16 protein-coding genes are annotated in these 18,694 nt (G+C 61.2%); 6 read left to right on the top strand and 10 right to left on the bottom strand.

Going from position 1 to position 18,694, the window contains the following annotated elements; all coding sequences use genetic code 11:
* The first annotated feature begins 81 nt into the window (after positions 1 to 81).
* Positions 82 to 1,257, top strand: a complete 1,176-nt coding sequence (locus N3C12_07865; protein MCX8072351.1) for an acyl-CoA dehydrogenase family protein — start codon at positions 82 to 84, stop codon at positions 1,255 to 1,257.
* A 10-nt stretch (positions 1,258 to 1,267) separates the two neighbouring features.
* Here N3C12_07865 and tatA read toward each other — a convergent pair whose 3' ends face one another.
* From tatA to N3C12_07815, 10 genes are all read right to left on the bottom strand, one after another.
* Complete coding sequence (gene tatA / locus N3C12_07860; protein MCX8072350.1) at positions 1,268 to 1,462, bottom strand: twin-arginine translocase TatA/TatE family subunit; 195 nt, start codon at positions 1,460 to 1,462, stop codon at positions 1,268 to 1,270.
* An 89-nt stretch (positions 1,463 to 1,551) separates the two neighbouring features.
* On the bottom strand, positions 1,552 to 2,109 hold the full coding sequence (locus N3C12_07855) for an ACT domain-containing protein (protein ID MCX8072349.1): 558 nt from the start codon (positions 2,107 to 2,109) through the stop codon (positions 1,552 to 1,554).
* Between the two features lie 262 nt (positions 2,110 to 2,371).
* The gene (locus N3C12_07850) at positions 2,372 to 2,788 is read right to left on the bottom strand and encodes a nuclear transport factor 2 family protein (GenBank protein MCX8072348.1); all 417 of its coding nucleotides are present in this window, start codon (positions 2,786 to 2,788) and stop codon (positions 2,372 to 2,374) included.
* Between the two features lie 144 nt (positions 2,789 to 2,932).
* Complete coding sequence (locus tag N3C12_07845; protein ID MCX8072347.1) at positions 2,933 to 3,718, bottom strand: FkbM family methyltransferase; 786 nt, start codon at positions 3,716 to 3,718, stop codon at positions 2,933 to 2,935.
* A gap of 260 nt (positions 3,719 to 3,978) precedes the next feature.
* Entirely contained in the window at positions 3,979 to 4,179 is a 201-nt protein-coding gene (locus tag N3C12_07840; GenBank protein MCX8072346.1) for a hypothetical protein, read from the bottom strand.
* Between the two features lie 91 nt (positions 4,180 to 4,270).
* Positions 4,271 to 7,426, bottom strand: a complete 3,156-nt coding sequence (locus N3C12_07835) for an error-prone DNA polymerase (protein MCX8072345.1) — start codon at positions 7,424 to 7,426, stop codon at positions 4,271 to 4,273.
* 45 nt (positions 7,427 to 7,471) lie between these two features.
* Positions 7,472 to 8,953 (bottom strand): DNA polymerase Y family protein, encoded by a 1,482-nt coding sequence (locus N3C12_07830; GenBank protein MCX8072344.1) that lies wholly within the window; start codon positions 8,951 to 8,953, stop codon positions 7,472 to 7,474.
* A 36-nt stretch (positions 8,954 to 8,989) separates the two neighbouring features.
* The gene (locus tag N3C12_07825; protein ID MCX8072343.1) at positions 8,990 to 9,709 is read right to left on the bottom strand and encodes a DNA recombination/repair protein RecA; all 720 of its coding nucleotides are present in this window, start codon (positions 9,707 to 9,709) and stop codon (positions 8,990 to 8,992) included.
* Between the two features lie 201 nt (positions 9,710 to 9,910).
* Positions 9,911 to 10,786, bottom strand: coding sequence for a hypothetical protein (locus N3C12_07820; GenBank protein MCX8072342.1), 876 nt, complete (start codon positions 10,784 to 10,786; stop codon positions 9,911 to 9,913).
* Between the two features lie 72 nt (positions 10,787 to 10,858).
* A complete protein-coding gene (locus tag N3C12_07815; protein ID MCX8072341.1) occupies positions 10,859 to 11,704 on the bottom strand; it encodes a hypothetical protein in 846 nt (281 codons plus the stop codon).
* A gap of 247 nt (positions 11,705 to 11,951) precedes the next feature.
* On the opposite strand from N3C12_07815, the gene N3C12_07810 reads away from it, so the two are divergent.
* The 5 genes from N3C12_07810 to lpdA all read left to right on the top strand — a co-directional run bounded on the left by N3C12_07810 (position 11,952) and on the right by lpdA (position 18,615).
* Positions 11,952 to 12,308 (top strand): hypothetical protein, encoded by a 357-nt coding sequence (locus N3C12_07810; GenBank protein ID MCX8072340.1) that lies wholly within the window; start codon positions 11,952 to 11,954, stop codon positions 12,306 to 12,308.
* A 213-nt stretch (positions 12,309 to 12,521) separates the two neighbouring features.
* Positions 12,522 to 13,001 carry a PTS sugar transporter subunit IIA gene (locus N3C12_07805; protein ID MCX8072339.1) on the top strand — a complete coding sequence of 160 codons (480 nt, stop codon included), beginning with the start codon at positions 12,522 to 12,524 and terminating at the stop codon, positions 12,999 to 13,001.
* Positions 13,002 to 13,044: 43 nt separating this feature from the next.
* Positions 13,045 to 15,786 carry a 2-oxoglutarate dehydrogenase E1 component gene (locus N3C12_07800; GenBank protein ID MCX8072338.1) on the top strand — a complete coding sequence of 914 codons (2,742 nt, stop codon included), beginning with the start codon at positions 13,045 to 13,047 and terminating at the stop codon, positions 15,784 to 15,786.
* The gene (gene odhB / locus N3C12_07795) at positions 15,776 to 17,110 is read left to right on the top strand and encodes a 2-oxoglutarate dehydrogenase complex dihydrolipoyllysine-residue succinyltransferase (GenBank protein ID MCX8072337.1); all 1,335 of its coding nucleotides are present in this window, start codon (positions 15,776 to 15,778) and stop codon (positions 17,108 to 17,110) included. Before N3C12_07800 ends, odhB begins: the two co-directional genes overlap by 11 nt.
* 83 nt (positions 17,111 to 17,193) lie before the next feature.
* Positions 17,194 to 18,615: a dihydrolipoyl dehydrogenase gene (gene lpdA, locus N3C12_07790; GenBank protein MCX8072336.1), complete on the top strand. Its 1,422-nt coding sequence runs from the start codon at positions 17,194 to 17,196 to the stop codon at positions 18,613 to 18,615.
* Positions 18,616 to 18,694 lie beyond the last annotated feature (79 nt).

Below are 18,694 nucleotides of genomic sequence, written 5' to 3'. Positions count from 1 at the left end.
CCTCCCGTGAAAATCTGGCAATTTGACTTCGGCTACCATTTCGCATATTTCGCGTCAATCGATTGATTGACTCACGCCGCCATGGATTTTGAACCCCTCGAACGCGTGGAGCAAACCCGCTGTGAGTTTCGCCGGTGGCTCATGGCGCACCAAAGTGCGTGCGCGGAGTGGAGAGGCTTGCGCCACAGCCAGGACATGGGCGCGCGGGTGGAGTTTCTCCGCGCCTGGCAGAGGGCCTTGCAACAAGAGCGTTGGGTCGCCGTCCACTTTCCAGAGGAAGTCGGCGGACGAGGGGCTTCGCTGCTCGAGCACTTGGCTGTGCAGCAAGAATTAGCGCGTGCTGATGGACCTCCACTGGTGAACGGTGCGGCCGTCAGCATTTTCGCTCCCACCTTGCTCGTGTTCGGCACTCCTGCACAGCGCCAGCGGTATCTACCGCCGCTGTTGTCCGCCGAGGAACTCTGGTGCCTCGGCTTCTCCGAACCCAATGCTGGCTCGGATTTAGCCTCCCTCCGAACACGCGCCGAGCAGCGTGGAGATGTTTTTGTGGTCAACGGTCAGAAGGTGTGGACGACTTATGCCAAGCAAGCCGATTACGGGCTCTTTCTCGTGCGTACCGGCCCGCAGGCCGCTCCACACAAGGGCATTAGCTGCCTGATTTTGCCCATGCGCAGTGCAGGAGTAACTGTGCGGCCGCTGCGTGAAATTACCGGAGACAGCGACTTTAACGAAGTGTTCCTTGAAAATGTGCAAGTGCCGGTCACCAACTTGGTCGGCGAATTGCACAATGGATGGCAAGTCATTCTCACCGCGCTCGGCCACGAGCGCGGTACGTTGTTGCTCGTCGATCACGTGCGGCGGCAAGTAGAGCTCGAAGAGTTACGCCGATGGTTGCAGTCCAGCGGTCGGGCAGGTGATCCACTCGTACGCCAGCGCTTTGCCGAGTTTTGGACCGAGGTGGCAATTATGGGCTTTCACGGCCTAGCGCTGGTCAGCGACCTACAACACGGCCGCACGCCCACCGATGTGTCGCTCCTTAAGCTTTATGGATCAGAGCTCGCCCAGCGCTTTCTCGACTTCGCCCTGACCGCACAGGGACCCTACGCCCAACTGTGGCGAGGAGACGAACGGGTGCTGCGCGACGGCGCGTGGCAGCATGCCTGGCTGATGGCCCGGGCCATGACAATCGCGTCCGGCACTTCGGAAATCCAGCGCAACATCATCGCCCAGCGCCTTTTGGGGTTACCCCGCGGGTGATCACACACCACTACGCCGCAGGGCCGCCTTTTTCGCCGTTGTTCTCGACTTTTTTCGGCTCTTCGTCTCGACCTTCAAAGCTGCGCTTGAAGTCGCGGATACCACGGCCGAGTGCTCCCCCAATCTCCGGAAGTTTACCCGGCCCAAAGATAATCAACGCCACCACCAGGATGATGATGAGTTCGGGAACCCCTAATCCAAACATGGGCGGCCTCCTTTTGTGCCCGTGTTAGCTAGCAGGACAAGCCACGAGCGGAAACAGTCCCACGCTAAAAATACCCATGGGCTTCGCCGCTACCGTGTGGCCGTGGCTTGCACGGGCTCGAGCTGTACATCGATGAGGAGTTCCGCCGCAGCCCGCTCGAGATCGGCGCGCAGCCTCGCTTCGTCTGTGCGCGCCGGCACATCCATGGCAATCGACATTTGGTAAATCGGTGTCCCGGTACCCGGCTCCGGGCGCGACGTTGTTTCCATTTTGGTGATGTTCACCCCGTGCTCGGCCAGCACACGGGCGATGCGCGCCACGATTCCTGCCTTGTCCACACCGGTCGCCTGCAACGCGTAAGGCCGGGCCCCTGTAGCCAAACGGTAGGGCACGGGTTCCCCTTCGAGCGGCCGGAAGAAGACGGTGAGGCGTTTCTCCCACTCCAAGCGCTTACATGCCGACGACAACCGCCGCTCCAAGTCTTCTCCCTCGCCCGTGAGCAACAGCAACACGGCAAATTCGCTGCCCAAAACGGTCATGCTGGAGTCTTCGAGGTTGCAGTCACACTCATAAATGAGCTCCGCTAGATCCGCGACGATTCCGGGGCGATCGGGTCCGATTGCCGATAAAGCAAACCAACGCTTCATAAACTCTGGTCTCGCCCGGTATCGGCTACCACATCGACCGCGGCACGTCGACATCGTGGCCTGACCATCTACCCAGGCGTGCCGTTGCATACGGTGCCCGACTACTGGTTGCGGGCAGTCCACCAGTGACCGCTCGACCACACCGGCGCTGCGACCTCTCCACACGGTCCCGCAACACGAGCCTTCGCGCACGCCGCTGCTGGCAACCCGTGGCTCTGCCACTCATCGCGGCACCCTTCTCGTCGGGCGCTTCCGCCCAGTGCTATCGAGCCTGACACTGGGCCGAGTCGCTCTGCAGTGCGGCGAGCATGGCTGCCATGCGTTCGTGCACGAGCTGGATCGCTTTGAGGGGCCGCAGCATCACCTTGATTTCCACGAGCTTACCGGCGTCGTCCCAGGTGAGGATGTCGACTCCGTTGACGTATACACCGTCGATCGTGGTCTCGAATTCCAACACCGCACTATGAGGGCCGACAATTTCTTTCACGTAGCGGAAGTTCTCATTGGCAATGACTTGCATGGCGCCCGCAAGGTACAGCTTCACGAGCTCTCTTCCCCGTTGCGGAGTGAAGACGATCGGCGAAAAGAACACCGCCTCGTCCTCCAACAACTCCTCAATCTCGGCCAGTGATCGCGCCTCCACACCCGTATGCCAGCGTTGCAGTGGTAATGGCTTCATTCACATTCTCCTTCCTGTGGTTCCGCACGCCGTTAATCCTGCTTGCACGCTCTCGCGCAAGGGCAGTGGATGCCGCTTGTTTGGCACAAAAAACTTTCGCACACGCAACCCAGATGAATCCAAACCAACCGTAGCCCCTCGGCGTCAGGCGACGCCCGTTGCGAAAATGTAGCCCAGCCACGCGCCGGGGCGCTCATCCACCTCGACCTTGAAGTCCGTGCGCCGCAATCTTTCTGCAATCTCCCACGGACCATGCCCCTTCACGCGATGCCATTCCAGGGCGATCCGGCCAACCCTCCTCAATACCCAGTCGGGCGCGGTTAAAACGATCTCATATTCAGACCCCTCGCAGTCCACCTTCAGGAAATCGCACCATTCGATTCCTTCGTCCCGAAAGATGGCCTCGAGCGTGGTGGTGGGCACTAGCACTGCCTGTTTGTTGGCTTCACCTGAGGCAACGATGCGATTCATAACCTGCGACTCGGTCACAGCGAACGCGCGCGTGTCACGGGATCCGGCCACGGCCATGCGGCGGATGAAAACCTTGTCCTCGAGCTTATTCGCTGCCACGTTCGCAGCTAGGTCATCGGCAGCTTGAGGGCTTGGTTCAAAGGCATAAACCCGACGCGCTCGAAGTTCCGTGGCCACGAGCACCGCAAATACGCCGACGTTGGCGCCGATGTCGATGACCGTGGCCTCCCCCGCAAGCGGCGCTTGGCGAAGGCGGTAACAATCGTGCCGCCACACTTCGTTAAAGAGCCCCATCAACGGCACATTCCCGTGGGCTTGCCATCGCACTCCGCTCCGCAGCACTAAACGTTGCACATCGCGGTTGCGGAGGTAGGCGCGAAACACATCCGGCCAATTGGCCACTTGCCGCGCGTAACGCAGGGCTCTCAGCGCCTTGAGCGGACGCAGCCTTTCTTTCACGCACTGCCTGCTACAGCACGCGACGCCAAACCGCAACCAATCCACCGGCCCGCCCGCGCTCCCGTCGCGGGCGAGGCTGCCCAGGCCATCCCGTCCGCGGCGCCCTCCGGCCGCGGCTATACGCACGCTTCCCCGCGGGGCGGGAAGGGCCGGTCGCCTTCAGCACGTTCCTTGCGGTCCGGAATGCAGGAGCTTTCTCCGCGCAGGGACTCGCTGGCTTTCGCTCGCAGCGAGGGCCGCGTGGGCGGACACAGGCGCGGCTAGCGCATCACCGGAACGGAGATAAACAGCGTAATGACCGCCAGCGCCACCAGGAGAAGCGCAACCCAAATCTGCTCCCGGTGCTCCTCGGGAACAACGTGCACTTTGGCAAAGGTGCGCTTTAAGGTTTGAGGCATGTGCATGATAGTGGCCACGGGATGCAGAATCCGTTCCGCATAGGCCATCCCCGGCAAATGCACACCAGCGCCAAGCGCCGCAGGTACGATCGCGGCAAAAATGGCATCACTAAGAGTCCGATCGGCATCAGTGTGACGCAGGGAAAGGTGTGGTTCATGCGTCGCTTGTGAGCTCAGAGGAGGTGAGTGCCTGGGAGAGCGCAAGGCGATGCAATCTTTGCGCACGAACGTGAATGACCCCATCGACGTGCTGCAAATAACCTTCTACTTCCAGCAAAGGTGCGGTGAGCAACAAGGTACGGTGCCGTTCGAAGAATGCCGGGGTCAGAACCACATTGGCCAAGCCAGTTTCGTCTTCCAGCGTGAGAAAACAAAAGCCCTTGGCTGTACCTGGGCGTTGGCGGACGATGACATGCCCCGCCACTTTCACCCACTGTCCGTGGTGGCAGTGGGGTAGAGTGCGTGCCGGTACAAAGCCTCGTGCCTCGAGCTGCGCTCGCCAATGTGCCATGAGATGCGGGCCAACGGTAACGCCACTTCCCTTTAAGTCTGCCAAAGTACGCTCCACGGGGAGCATCTCTGGCAGAGGGCTCGGCTCGACTTCATTATTGTGGTCTTGCTCGGTTGCAGCGGCAAACAGCGGGCCACGCGCAACAGCAGCGGCTTGCCACAAGGCACTCCGGCGCGTGTGTCCGAACGCTGCCAATGCCCCGATTTCCGCCAGCGTGGCAAGCTCGCTCTCGCGCAAAGCACAGCGATGAACAAAATCCTCCAGCGAGGCAAAGGGTTTTGTTTCTCGTTCCCGCACAATGCGCTCGCCTGCTTCTGCGCGCAAACCCCGCACGTACTTGAGCCCGAGCCGCAAGCAAAGCCGGCTTCCCTCCCCAGCCGCCATCCGCTCCAAGCTGCACCGCCACGTCGAGCGGGTCACATCGATCGGCAGCACCCGCACCCCGTGGCGTTGGGCATCCTTCACAATGGTAGCGGGGTGATAAAAACCCATGGGCCAATTGTTCAGCAAGGCGCAAGTAAACGCTGCGGGATGGTGTGCCTTGAGGTATGCCGAAGCATACGCCAACAAGGCAAAGCTGGCAGCATGTGATTCAGGGAACCCATAAAGAGCAAACGAGGTAATGCTGCGCACGATTTCTTCCGCCGTTTTGCCGACGATGCCGCGGGCAGCCATGCCGGCACGCAGTTTGGCTTCGATGGCGCGCATCCGTTCGAGCGAGCGCTTAAACCCCATGGCCCGCCGGAGCTCTTCGGCTTCGCCACCCGAGAAGCCGGCCACCGTCATGGCAATACGTAGCAACTGTTCTTGAAACAACGGCACCCCAAGGGTGCGCCGCAGAATAGGTTCGAGCGACGGATGGGGGTACGTAATCGGTTCGCGTCCGGCGCGGCGGCGCAGGTAAGGATGCACCATTTGACCAACAATCGGTCCGGGGCGGATCAGGGCCACCTCCACCACCAAGTCGTAAAAACACCGTGGCCGGAGACGCGGCAACGTGGCCATCTGCGCGCGGCTTTCTACTTGGAAGACGCCGACCGTGTCGGCTTGCTGCAGTTGCGCGTAAGTTTTGGGGTCGTTGGGGGGCAAGTGAGCGAGGTCGATCTCCACGCCTTCGTGCTGGCGGACCAGCGGTAACGCTTCCTCCAAAACGGCCATCATGCCGAGGCCGAGCAAGTCGACCTTGATGATTCCAAGGTCGGCACAATCGTCCTTGTCCCACTGCACGACCACACGCCCGGGCATGCGCGCGGGCTCCAAGGGCACGATTTCGTCGAGCCGCCCGGCCGCGATAATCATTCCGCCAGAATGCTGACCCAAGTGGCGCGGGAGGTGCAAAATGCGCTCGACGAGTTGCACGAGCAAACGCGATCGGGGGGCCTGTGGGTCGAGCCCAGCCGCATGCATGTGAGCCGGGAGGTCGTTGTCGTGCGCATCACGGAATTCGAAGCGGTGAAGGAACTTGGCCAAACGGTCGAGCTGCTCCAACGAAAACCCCAACGCTTTCCCCACTTCCCGCACGGCACTGCGCAAGCGGTAGGTGATCACATTGGCGGTCATGGCAGCGCCATGAGGACCGTAACGGCCATACACATACTGCAGCACGCGCTCGCGCTGGTCGCCGCTTGGAAGGTCAATGTCGATATCCGGCCATTCACCCCGTTCTTCCGAAAGGAAGCGTTCGAAGAGAAGCTCCATCCCCACCGGATCGACTGCCGTGATCCCCAAGGCGTAACATACGGCACTGTTGGCGGCAGAGCCGCGCCCTTGTGCGAGGATTCCTTGCTCGCGGCAAAAGCGAACAATGTCCCAAACGATCAAAAAATATCCTGCTAACCCGAGTTTGCCGATTACATGCAGCTCGTGTTCGAGCTGGCCCCGCACTTTTGCCGTCAGGCAACGGTAACTTTCACGCGCACCGCGGTAGACCAACTCCCGCAAATGCTCTTGCGCTGTTTGCCCTGCCGGCACGGGATATTCCGGGAAACGATAACCCAAGTTGGCGAGGGTAAATTCGCATTGCTCGGCAATCGCCCGTGTATTGCGGACGGCCGCCGGAAAATCGCTGAACAGTTGCTCCATCTCTGCTGGCGGTTTGAGGTAACGCTCGGCATTGCGCTCGAGCAGCCATCCGGCGGCATCGATCGTGGTGTGGTGGCGAATGCAGGTGAGCACGTCGCAGAGGGATTGCAGCTCGGGTACGGCGTAACGCACGTCGTTGGTGGCCACGAGGGGCACACCGAAGCGGGCTGCCACGTCGCACAGAATGCGGTTGTGGCGCTCCTCTGCCGGATCACCGTGGCGGTGGAGTTCGAGATACAAACGGCCAGGGAACAAGCGGCGAAGTGTTTGCAGGGCTTCGGGGGCAAAGCAAAACGGTTCGGGAAACAATGCGTCGCGGGCCAGACAAATGAGCCCATCGGTAAACCCCGTCAATTCTTCCCATGTGAGCACGGCTGCCCCCTTGGGAAACTTGCGCTTGTTCTGGGTGATTAAACGGCACAGATTGCTGTAACCTGTGCGAGTAGCCACCAACACATACAAGTGTGTGGGCGGGCGGCGCGTGGATTGGCCTTCCTCACCCCAGCGCCGTAGTGTCAACTCACAGCCCACTAACGGCCGGATCCCAGCCTCGCGTGCGGCCCGGTAAAAGCGCGGGGCACCGTACACGCCGTCGGCATCGCCTAGAGCACACACGTCGTACCCGAGAGCAGCCGCGCGGGCAACGAGGTCTTCCGGCAAGGAAGCGGCGGCGAGAAAGTGAAATGCCGAATGACAGCGGAGCTCGACGTAGTTCATCGTTGCTGCCCTTTCCGGCAAAGCATGTCCCGAACACGAGCGCTGTCAGTCATACACCCCATCCGCAAACCATTGTTGCCGTTGCTCATCGCGAAAGAGGCGGTAAAGCCCACCGTCGCTCAGTTGCACGTCGTAGTAATCGCGCACATACGTCGCTTCGCTCCACCACTCCGTACGGATGCGCCACGGGCCACCCCAGGACACTACGCGACCACCGAATCCAGGACCGCGCACGAACTCCGGCCGTTCACGCTCGGAAAACACTTTCACGGGAAGCGGCGGGCGAAAACGGCGCAAGGCCAGTGGTGGTAGTGCGCTCGGGGGAGGCGCGGCGCTCTGCCAGTTCCCGCGCGTGCCGAAGGGGACCATGCCGTCACCGTCGAGACGATGCGTGGCCAACACCGTTGGGCTTCCCACGCGCTCGCTGCCACACAAAGCGGAAAGTTGTGCGAGCATGGCGGCCAGGCTAGCCGAGGGTGGGCCTGGCGGGCGAAATAAGTCGAGCTGACTTGCACGCAGCATCTCGGGGCGCGCCCGCAACCGTACGGCATCGATGGCATTTTGCGGAGGCTGCTGCTCGAGATGCACACGCAACAAGGCGAGCAGGGCTTTGACCTCGTTGTTTGGGTATGCCACGGCAACTGTGCGATCCTCCCAACCTGTGCCCGACAAATGCATGCCCAGTTGCAAGGCTGCACAGGCAAACCCACGTGCTACCAGGCGCGCCGTGACTCGGTCGAGCAGCGCTCGCAGCACGAAGGTTAAAGGTTCGAGAGAGTCGATCTCGTAATCGAACTCCATGCCCTCCTCAAACACCATTGGACACGGACGCGGTTGCAATGGCTGGAGCTCTTCTCCGCGAGCGCGGCGGATCAGCGCAATCCCCTCCGGCCCCAAGCGCGTGCCTACAGCCTCCAAGGGGAGTTGCACGAGTTGGCCGATGGTGTGGATACCCCAGCGCTCCAAGGTAGCAAGCAAGGGTGGGCTCGGGCGCAAAGCCGCAATCGGTACCGGCGCAAGAAAAGTGGCTTCTTCCGCTGGGTCCAACACCGTTACGCCTTCTCGGCGCATCGCAGCCAGCAAGGCTGCCGTTTTCGTGCTGGCTACTGCTACGCGGGCCGGCACGCCGAGGCGTTCGCAACGTGCAGAGAGTTGGCTTGCCCATTGGGTCTCCGTACGACACCAGTGGCCAATGAGCCCTTCTAGACCGATGTACACCACGCCGTCCTCTGCGGGCTCGACCAAGGGAGAGCAAGAACTAGCGGCGTCCATCAGTGCGGCGCGGGCACTTTCTTGCAACAAGCGACTGCAGGGCCGAACCACCAACGTGCGGCACAGGCTCTGTGCTTGGCTGAGTCGCATGCCGGGGCCAATGCCCCAGCGCCATGCAGCGCGCGATGTTGCTAACAGGGGGCTGCGCGGATCGAGTCGCTCCACAACAACGACTGCTTGCGTGCGCAGTTCGGGTTCGGCGCGCAGCCACGCAGCCAAGGGAAATTCGGGAACATAAAGACAGGCAATCCGCACAGCCCCTGCCTCCAGGAAAACACCTCGCGTGCACGCTTACACACCCAGCCCCGCGCTACCGACAGCAGACGGCCAACGCACCTCCCAACCGAGCCGCTGGTTTTCACGCCCGATGCGGTTGCGCTCGACAACAACAAAAGCCCGCAGCCCTTCTAAAAACTCTCTCTGGCCAGCCCGCACCCACTGCCCTCCATTGGCTTGTAGGCGCAAGCGCAACGCAGCAAAACTGCCAGCCAAACTGTGCGGCGCAAGCAGCAACAACACAGCGTGCGACCGTGCTGCGGCACGTTGCAACCGCAGCCAAGCGGCACGACTGGGGAAACGCGCTGCGCGCTCACCGCAGTCGAGAACCACTAATGCAATCCCCTTCGTAGAAAGTACAACCTCGGCACTGCGGAGCGCTTCCGGGAACGAACGCGGACGCACCCAAAGCACGCGGGATAAATCCACCCCCGCAGCCACGAGCGACAACGGATGAACAGCATCGGCCGCATCGATCCATGCACCGATTTCTCTCCGGCCCGTCACTGCCGCAAGCAGGTGCAAAGCCAAAGTGGTCTTCCCACAGGAACGCGTGCCGTAAAGTTCGCTCAGCCGCCCGCGCGGCCAGCCACCTTGGAGCAGGGTATCGATGGCTGCCACACCACAGGGCAAGCGGGCAATCGGTTCCTCCACCAATCCCCGCTGTACCTTGGCAATTGCCCGAAGCAGCTCTTCTCGCGATTCCGCTGGAGCAAACTGTGGTAACGTGGGCATGTCCCAGTTTTCGCCAAATTTTCGCCCTCAGGCAAGAGGGGCTCTATGAAACACCCCACCCTACCCTCGCCCTATCCCGATCCCGCGTGGGCAGCACAGCGGGCCAGCATCTCGAGCTACCCCCTGCTCGCTCAGCCTATCTTTTTCCTCTGAATTTCAACGCCACGCGCCACCACCGGCGCGGCGCGAGTCACCACCACTCTAACCTTTCGCCCACAGTTTCCGCTGCGCCACCAAGAGCAGCGCAAGCACGCCGAGCACCAGCGCGAACAAGCTCTGCACCGGAACACGAGCAGATAACGCACGGCGGAACTCGAAGGCACCCATATCCACCACTGGAGGCAAGCCCTGCCCCGTGTCGAACGTGAGCGGATCCTCCATGAACCTAAGCCCACCCGCAAAATCGGTGGTGATACCGGCCAGTCCAGGGGCGCTATTATTTCCGGCGTCGATCGCTGGTGACCCGGATCGTAAACGCAAATCGTCGTCCAACGTGCCCGGCGTGTTGTCTGCTCCATCAGGGTCGGAAAACAGGGGGTCCGCATCCAAGTTGCCCCCACCATCTGCACCAAAGGCAGTATTCCACCCAATCCCGCTCCCACCCGAGCCCTCGACGAGACTGAACGAAATTTGCGGCATACTGCCCCCGACGTTCGACATCTCCTTGGCGCTCGCCGCAACATTCCCCCACAAAATGACATTCACGAGCACAGGCTGGCTAGCGTTCCCATTCAGCATCCCTCCACCTTGCTGGATGGACCCCGCAGCCACATTGCCCGCGATAGTGACGTTGGTCAGCACCGGACTGCTGCTGTTGTTCAACATTCCCCCGCCGCTACCGCCCCCAGAGCGAAACGCCAAGTTGCCCGAAAACACCACGTTCACCAGCTCGGCGTCGCTGCTCCCGAGGTTGTAAAGCCCACCACCGAAACTCGCCCTGTTGCCGAAAAATCCGGTATTCTCGAGCGTTGCAGCGCTGCTGTTTTGGTTGAACATACCCCCACCATTCACGAGCGTCTCGTTGCCGACAAAGTTCACGTTGGTCAACTGGGGCAGGCTGGAGTTGAGGTTGAACATCCCCCCCCACCGTTCCCCCCGCTGCCGACTTGGGCCAAATTGCCCACAAACACCGCCTGACGGAGCACTGGGCTACTCCCGTCCAAATTTGCCATCCCGCCCCCCTTGCCCGGCGCGGTTCTGAAAAAACCTCACGTTCGTTAAAACCGGGCTACTGCCATTGACATTCGCCATGTCCCCACCTGCATTGGCCGCGAAATTACCCGCAAACACGAGATTGAACAGAGTCGGACTCCCGTTGTCGTTCAGCATTCCCGCCCCGCACACGGTACCACACGGAGTGACACTCCCGTTGGCCAGTCCGCCCGTGATCGTGAAGCCATCGACTGTGGCGGACGCGTTCGTGTTGCTGCCTCTAACGACCTGATAACTGTTGTCCCCGGCAATGTCGGCATGTGACAACACGATGCCATTCGCATCGACGGTGTCGTTTTGGTCGATGTCCCCACTGAGAACAGTGATGTTCACGGCTTGGTTGCGTTGGGCGAGGCTACTTTCCCCGCCGGCGAAGCCGCCCACCCCATTTTTGAGCTGGAAGGTGGCGAGGCGGTCGTTGTTGGTTTGCCCCCCACCTTCGTCCGGGTAATACACGCCGCGGGCAACCCAAATGTCTTGCCCAGCGGAGGCCGCGGCAAGAGCATCTTGCAGCTTGGTAAATGCGTCGCTCCACGTCGATCCATTATTGGCCCCACTTGCGGCCGCGTTCACAAAAATTAGCTGACCTTCGGCTACTGCCGCCAAAACAAAAGACACAGCGAGCACGGCAACGAAGCCTCGCCAACGAGGCGCACAACGCGCTCTACTCCCCTCCTGCACCAAGAGCTGGGGAACCCACCTGCCTTCCTGGCGATCGTGTCCCAGCAGCACAAAGGACGTGTCCACACCGGCACCCCGTGCTATCTGCTCACCTCCCGCCATGCTCCTATCCTTTGCCCCTAGAAAGTATTGGCCTCCCGAGCCTCTGTGGCGGGATGCATAGGCCGGCGGCCACGCCCATGTAATGCAAGTTCGCGAAAAAATTTCGTCTAGCCCGGCGCTCCAGTGCCAACCGCATCACCAGAGGCAAGTCAGCGCCCCGAACGAAACTAAAAAACAAATTGTCAGCGGGCGCCACTTGTGCGCTGGATGTTGCCCAGCACTCGAGCGCACCATGAGGGATGGAGCAGTGACTCGTGTACGGCAGAACCGTCGGATCTCGGGTCAGAGCCCAACGCCCGGCAAAGCCCTGGGCCGGCAAATTTTTTACCTGATCGTTGCTATCGTTGCTCTCGTGTGGCTCGCGTCGGCCACATCGCTGGCTACGAACAGCGATGACGAAATCGTCGCCTTCAACACGAGCTCGCTCAAATACCACTGCTTGAAGTGCGAGTGGGCGCTGAAGTGTACGCGCAACTGCATCAAGATCAAACGCGCGCAGGCGAAAGCAAGCGGTGGCGTACCGTGTAAGGTGTGCGGTGGCACCTGCGCGGACACCGAGGTCGAACCGCCCTCATCCGGCAGCGGGGACGACCCGAGCCGTTAGCCCCAACTAGCGCTCCGAGCGACAGGCAAACGTTTGCCTCTCGCCGTCAAACGCTGGCGCGACGATTCGGGCAATGGGTCGGTGCGCCTGGCGCTGCTCTTTGCGGCAGGGAGAACAGCTGACGGAGTGCCTTCGTGGAGGCGGCGGTGTTCGGTCCCTTGCAACGCACGGCAAAATTGCGTTCTCTTGGGGTTGCAGGCAAACGGAAAACTCATGCGGTTGGCCGAGGTTTTAGACGAGCGCGCGGTGGTTGTCGGGCAATCGTGGCCGGACTTCGAGAGTACTGTCCGAGCTCTGCTGGAGCGGCTCGTTGCCACTGCGGAACTGCCGGCCGATGCGGTGGAAGAAACCCTCGCATCGATCTGTCAGCGTGAGCGCCAAAGCAGTACGGCGATGGTGGACATTGGCGTAAGCATTCCCCACGTCCGTACCCCTGCCGTGCAACGCATTACTTGCGCATTGGCGGTCGCTCCGCGAGCTGTGTACGAAGTAGCCTTTGGCCTACCGATCTCCATCGTGGCGCTCGTGCTCTCGGCGCACAGCTTGGCAACCGAACACCTGCAGTTTTTGTCGTCCTTGTCGCTGCTCCTGCAGTCGGAGCGCTGTCGGGCAGAACTGAAACGGTCGTCGTCGCCAGCCGAGGTTTTGGCCGTCGTGCGCAGCCACGATGGCCATGGAGGCAAGCTGCTTTGATTGCGTTGGCCGCTGCTATGTTCGGGAACCGAGGAGGCAAACGGTGACAAAGCTCGACTTCCTTTCCCGCGCCAATGCCGAATACATCGAGGAGATGTACCAGCGCTACCAACGTGACCCGAATTCGGTGGACTCGTCATGGGCGCTGTTTTTCGCCGGCTTCGAACTGGCTCGCCGCGAGCCGGCCAGACGGCCGGCCGAGATCGCGGTTCCGCCCGCGCAGCACATCGGCGTGTACAACCTCGTGCACTCCTACCGCGAAATTGGCCACTTAATTGCCAACCTCGACCCTTTGGGGAACAACCTGTCCTCTCATCCTTTGCTAGAACCAGCGGAGTTCGGTTTTTCTCACGGCGATCTCGACCGAGTGGTGGAAACGCCCATGCTGAAGGGCTTTCCCCGCGGGCGCCTGCGGGACGTGATCGAGCGACTGCGCGCCATTTACTGCCGCACCTTGGGTGTGGAGTACATGCACACCGACGACAAGGAACAGCGCACTTGGCTGCAAGAGCGCATGGAACCCTCGCTGAACGAACCTGAGCTGTCCAACGAGGATCGCAAATACATTCTCCAGCGCCTGACCCAAGCGGAAAGTTTCGAGCAGTTTTTGCAAGTGAAGTACCTGGGCCAAAAGCGCTTTTCCTTAGAAGGTGCCGAAGCCCTGATCCCGCTGCTGGACGAGATTGTGGAGGAATCCGGGCGGCAGGGCGTAGAGGAAATTGTCATGGGCATGCCGCATCGCGGCCGGCTCAATGTACTCGCCCACATTTTGCGCAAGCCTTACGAGATGATCTTTGCCGAATTCGAGGGTACGCGCCTGCCGGCGCACGTGCCGGGCGATGGCGACGTGAAGTATCACCTGGGCTACTCGAAGGACATCGTTACCCGCAGCGGCCACAAGATGCATCTTTCCTTGTGCTCGAACCCGAGCCACTTGGAAGCCATCGATCCGGTGGTCGAAGGCATCGTGCGCGGGAAACAGCACTACATGGGCGACACCGATGGCTCGCGCGTGCAGCCGGTCGTGCTGCACGGGGATGCCGCGTTTTGCGGCCAGGGAATCGTGGCAGAAACCCTCGCCCTTTCCGAGCTCCGCGACTACCGCACGGGCGGAACCATTCACATCATCATCAACAACCAAATTGGCTTCACGACGCCGCCCGAGTACTTCCGGCCCACCCGCTACCCCACCGACCTCGCCAAGTTCCTCCACGCACCGATTTTCCATGTGAACGCCGACGATCCTGAAGCAGCGATTCAAGCCGCCCGGTTAGCCGCAGCGTTCCGGGCACGGTTTAAGAAAGACGTGTTTATTGACCTGGTGTGTTATCGTCGACACGGTCACAACGAAACCGACGACCCCACCTTCACGCAACCCACTCTCTACCGCCAGATCGAGGCACACCCTACGGTGCGGAAATTGTACGCGCAGCGCTTGCTGGCCGCCGGAGTGGTCCAAGAGAAGGAATTGGAAGGATACGCTGCCTCGCTACGCGAGTTGTTCGAAGACGCCTTGAATTACGCGCGGGACTTCATGCCCCGGCAGCAAGTGTTTGTGTTCGGCGGCGTTTGGAAAGGCATGCGTTGGGCCGGTGATGACTGGAGCGCGCACACCGCGGTGCCGCGCGAGCGGCTCGAAGAAATTGTCCGCAAAGCGGCCCTCGCCCCGGAGGGATTTGCGGTGCATCCCAAAGTGCGCCGCCTATACGAACAACGCATCGAGATGTTGCACGGCGAAGGGCAAGTGGACTGGGCAACGGCAGAGATGCTCGCCTTCGGCTCCCTGCTGTTGGAAGGGACCCATGTGCGGCTCGCCGGGCAAGACAGCGGGCGCGGCACATTCAGTCAGCGCCACGCCGTTTGGTACGACGTGCAAAACGGCTCCCGCTACGTCCCCCTCGATCACCTGGCGGAGCGGCAAGGGCGCTTCACGGTGATCGATACGATGCTATCGGAACTCGCCGTTCTTGGGTTCGAGTACGGCTTCAGCTCTGCTGACCCGCGCAACTTGGTCCTGTGGGAAGCACAGTTTGGCGATTTCGCCAACAACGCCCAGGTGATGATCGATCAATTCATCGTGGCGGCCGAATCCAAGTGGCAAAAGATGAGCGGGCTCGTGCTCCTGCTACCGCACGGCTACGAAGGCCAAGGACCCGAACACTCCAGCGCACGGCTCGAACGTTTCCTGCAACTCTGCGCTGAGAAAAACATTCAAGTATGCAACCTCACAACGCCGGCACAGTACTTCCACGCACTGCGCCGACAAATTCATCGCAATTTCCGCAAGCCGCTCGTGCTCATGACACCGAAGAGCTTGCTCCGCCACAAACTGTGCGTCTCCCCGGTAAAGGATTTCACCGAGGGTACCTTCCAACCGGTTCTCGGCGACGTCGACCCGATCGACCCCGCCAAGGTGCGCCGAGTGATTTTGTGTTGTGGCAAAATTTTTTACGACCTGCTCGTCGCGCGCCGCGAGCGCGATATCGATGACATCGCCTTTGTTCGGATCGAACAACTCTACCCCTTTCCGGAAAAGGAGCTGCGCACGTTTCTGGACCTCTACCCCGAGCGCGCTGAGCTCATGTGGGCACAGGAAGAGCCGCAAAATATGGGTGCGTGGAACGAAATGTTTCGACATCTTTTGCGCATGGTCGGGAAAGATCGACCGATCCTCTACGCGGGTAGGAAGCCAGCGGCGAGCCCCGCAACCGGCGTCTACAAGGTGCACCAAAGCGAGGAGCAGGAGCTGATCAACGCTGCGTTGCGGAGGACCTATGCCCGTTGAGGTACGGATTCCGTCGTTAGGCGAGTCGATCACCGAAGGCGTGATCGTACGGTGGATCAAGAAGGAAGGGGAGCGCGTTCAGGTTGACGAGCCCATTTTGGAGCTCGAAACCGACAAGGCGAGCGTAGAGATTCCGGCAAACGCCGCCGGCGTGCTGCACATTGTTCAGCCGGAAGGATCCACGGTGCAGGTGGGTGCAGTGGTCGCAACCATCGACACCCAGGCGGGAGAAGGCCTTGCCACGTCACCGCCAACCGAGCTTGCGGCTCCGCCGAGGGACGTAGCGCGAGCGCCAGCCTCGGCAGAAGCAACCCAAGGCCCCCCAAGCGAGGGAAGAAGTGCGGCACACTTGCTCAGTCCAGCCGTGCGCCGGCTCATCGAAGAGCATGGGCTCGATGCCAGCCAAATTCCCGGCACTGGCAAAGGAGGCCGTCTGACAAAAGCCGACGTACTCGCCTACCTCGACCAACGACGTGAGACTGCGCCTGGGCCCAAAGTGGCGGCCGCCGCGCCAGCGGCGCCGGGCTCACCCCCTCCAAGCCCGGCGCTCTCCGGAGAGCCCTCGCGGGCGGAAGCCCCACCTCAGCCCCCACCACCATCTCCAACCATCCCGCGCCCGGCAGCCGCAGAGGAGGAGCGCGTACCCATGACCCACCTGCGCAAGCGCATTGCCGAACGATTGGTGCAAGCGCAGCACACCGCCGCCATCCTCACCACCTTCAATGAAATCGATATGAGTGCGGTCATGGCCTTGCGTTCCCAATACCGCGAGCGATTTCAAAAACGCTACGGAGTTAGCCTCGGCTTCATGTCGTTTTTCGCCAAAGCCTGCGTGGCCGCGCTGCAAGAAATTCCCGTGGTCAACGCGTTTATCGACGGCGACGACATCGTCTACCACAAGCACGTGCACCTCGGCATTGCCGTGGCCACGGAACGTGGCCTGGTCGTGCCCGTGATCCACTATGCCGACCAGCGATCGTTTGCCGAGATCGAAGCCGAAATCGAGCGGCTAGCCACACGAGCGCGCGAAGGGAAACTGAGCATCCAAGAAATCAGCGGCGGCACCTTCACCATCACCAACGGCGGCGTGTTCGGCTCGTTGTTATCTACGCCAATTCTCAACCCACCACAAAGCGGGATCCTCGGGATGCACAAAATCGAAAAACGCCCCGTGGTAGTGGACGACCAAATTGTCATTCGCCCGATGATGTATGTAGCGTTGTCCTACGACCATCGGCTCGTCGATGGAGAGCAAGCGGTGACGTTTCTCGTCCGCGTGAAGGAACGCATCGAGGATCCGGCGCGCTTGTTGCTGGGCGTGTAACCCGGAAGGCACGCCCAGGCTGCTGGCAGCGCCAACGTGAAACCTGAGTTGGCGAATGCGGGGAGAAGGACGAGGTGACAGAAATGGCGCAGAGCAACCGCAGCAAAGCGACGCAAGGGTTTGATCTTGTCGTCATCGGCGCAGGACCTGGTGGCTACATTGCCGCCATTCGAGCCGCCCAATTGGGGATGCGCGTGGCCTGCGTGGAAAAGGAAACGCCGCTCGGGGGCACCTGTTTGAACATTGGCTGCATCCCCAGTAAAGCGCTGCTCGACTCAAGCGAGATCTACTACCAGACGAAGCATCAGTTCGCAGCGCACGGTGTTCTCGTGCGTGATGTGGAACTCGACCTCCCTGCCCTGATGGCGCGCAAGGAGCGCGTAGTCAAGGTGCTCACTCAAGGGATTGCGGGCTTGTTCAAGAAGCACGGGATCGAACGAGTTCATGGCGTCGCCCGCATCGCGGCCCCTGGGAGAGTGGTCGTAAACAGCAACGGCAGTGAGCGGGAACTGACTGCATCGCGGATCCTCATCGCCACCGGCAGTGTGCCAGCCGCGTTGCCTGGTCTCCCATTCGACGGGGAACGGATTGTATCGTCCACCGAAGCCCTGGCCTTTACCCAAGTGCCGCGCAAACTCCTTGTCGTCGGTGCCGGCGCGGTGGGCCTCGAGCTCGGCTCGGTGTGGTCGCGTCTCGGAGCCGAAGTGTTGGTTGTGGAATTCCTCGATCGCATCCTTCCCGGGATGGACCGAAAGCTGGCCGAGCTATTGCACAAGAGCTTGCAACGGCAAGGATTGCGGATCCAGTTGCAAACCACCGCGCGCTCGGCCGAGCCAGTGGAAAACGGGGTGCGCGTCACGTTGGATCAGCGCGGGCAAACCAGCGTGGTCGAGGTGGACCGCGTGCTCGTGGCTGTGGGCCGGCGACCGTACACTGACGGCTTGGGGCTAGAAGCGCTCGGCGTTGAGCGCGATCGGCGTGGGTTTATCACGGTCGACGAGAACTACCAAACGAGCGTGCCCGGAATTTACGCCATTGGCGATGTCATTCCGGGGCCCATGTTGGCCCACAAGGCCGAGGAAGAGGGCGTCGCCGCGGTGGAACGGATGAATGGAATCGCCGGCCACGTGAATTACGACGCGGTGCCGAATGTGGTGTACACGGCGCCCGAGCTAGCCGGCGTGGGGCTCACGGAGGAGGCGGCGCAAGAACGAGGGCTCGACGTGCGCGTAGGCACCTTTCCCTTTCTTGCCAACGGGCGCGCGCGCTGTTTGGGCGAGACCGATGGTCAGGTCAAAGTGATTGCCGATGCGAAAACGGATCGCATTCTCGGCGTCCACATCCTCGGCCCCCGCGCTTCCGACCTAATTGCCGAGGCTGCGTTAGCCATAGAGTTTGGCGCCAGCGCCGAAGATCTCGCACGCACGTGCCACGCGCACCCAACCTTGCCGGAGGCCCTGCGAGAAGCGGCGCTGGCCGTTGATGGCCGTCCGTTGAACATCTGATTTCCGACGCCCGCTGAGCTTCGATCGCGGTTGCCCCGTCGAGGCGCGCTGCCAGGGCCTCGCCGTGCTCCCTGGAAAC

This window comes from Candidatus Binatia bacterium, from assembly GCA_026415395.1.
Classification (GTDB): Bacteria; Desulfobacterota; Binatia; order HRBIN30; family HRBIN30; genus HRBIN30.
The sequence above is the reverse complement of the archived record's forward strand: the minus strand, read 5'-3'. Positions and strand labels throughout refer to the sequence as shown.

Bases quoted from the DNA above. Each gene is read 5' to 3' on its own strand.
- N3C12_07865 (MCX8072351.1), top strand. From the start codon at position 82: ATGGATTTTGAACCCCTCGAACGCGTGGAGCAAACCCGCTGTGAGTTT.
- tatA (MCX8072350.1), bottom strand. From the start codon at position 1,462: ATGTTTGGATTAGGGGTTCCCGAACTCATCATCATCCTGGTGGTGGCG.
- N3C12_07855 (MCX8072349.1), bottom strand. From the start codon at position 2,109: ATGAAGCGTTGGTTTGCTTTATCGGCAATCGGACCCGATCGCCCCGGA.
- N3C12_07850 (MCX8072348.1), bottom strand. From the start codon at position 2,788: ATGAAGCCATTACCACTGCAACGCTGGCATACGGGTGTGGAGGCGCGA.
- N3C12_07835 (MCX8072345.1), bottom strand. From the start codon at position 7,426: ATGAACTACGTCGAGCTCCGCTGTCATTCGGCATTTCACTTTCTCGCC.
- N3C12_07825 (MCX8072343.1), bottom strand. From the start codon at position 9,709: ATGCCCACGTTACCACAGTTTGCTCCAGCGGAATCGCGAGAAGAGCTG.
- N3C12_07820 (MCX8072342.1), bottom strand. From the start codon at position 10,786: ATGTTCAACCTCAACTCCAGCCTGCCCCAGTTGACCAACGTGAACTTT.
- N3C12_07815 (MCX8072341.1), bottom strand. From the start codon at position 11,704: ATGGCGGGAGGTGAGCAGATAGCACGGGGTGCCGGTGTGGACACGTCC.
- N3C12_07805 (MCX8072339.1), top strand. From the start codon at position 12,522: ATGCGGTTGGCCGAGGTTTTAGACGAGCGCGCGGTGGTTGTCGGGCAA.
- odhB (MCX8072337.1), top strand. From the start codon at position 15,776: ATGCCCGTTGAGGTACGGATTCCGTCGTTAGGCGAGTCGATCACCGAA.
- lpdA (MCX8072336.1), top strand. From the start codon at position 17,194: ATGGCGCAGAGCAACCGCAGCAAAGCGACGCAAGGGTTTGATCTTGTC.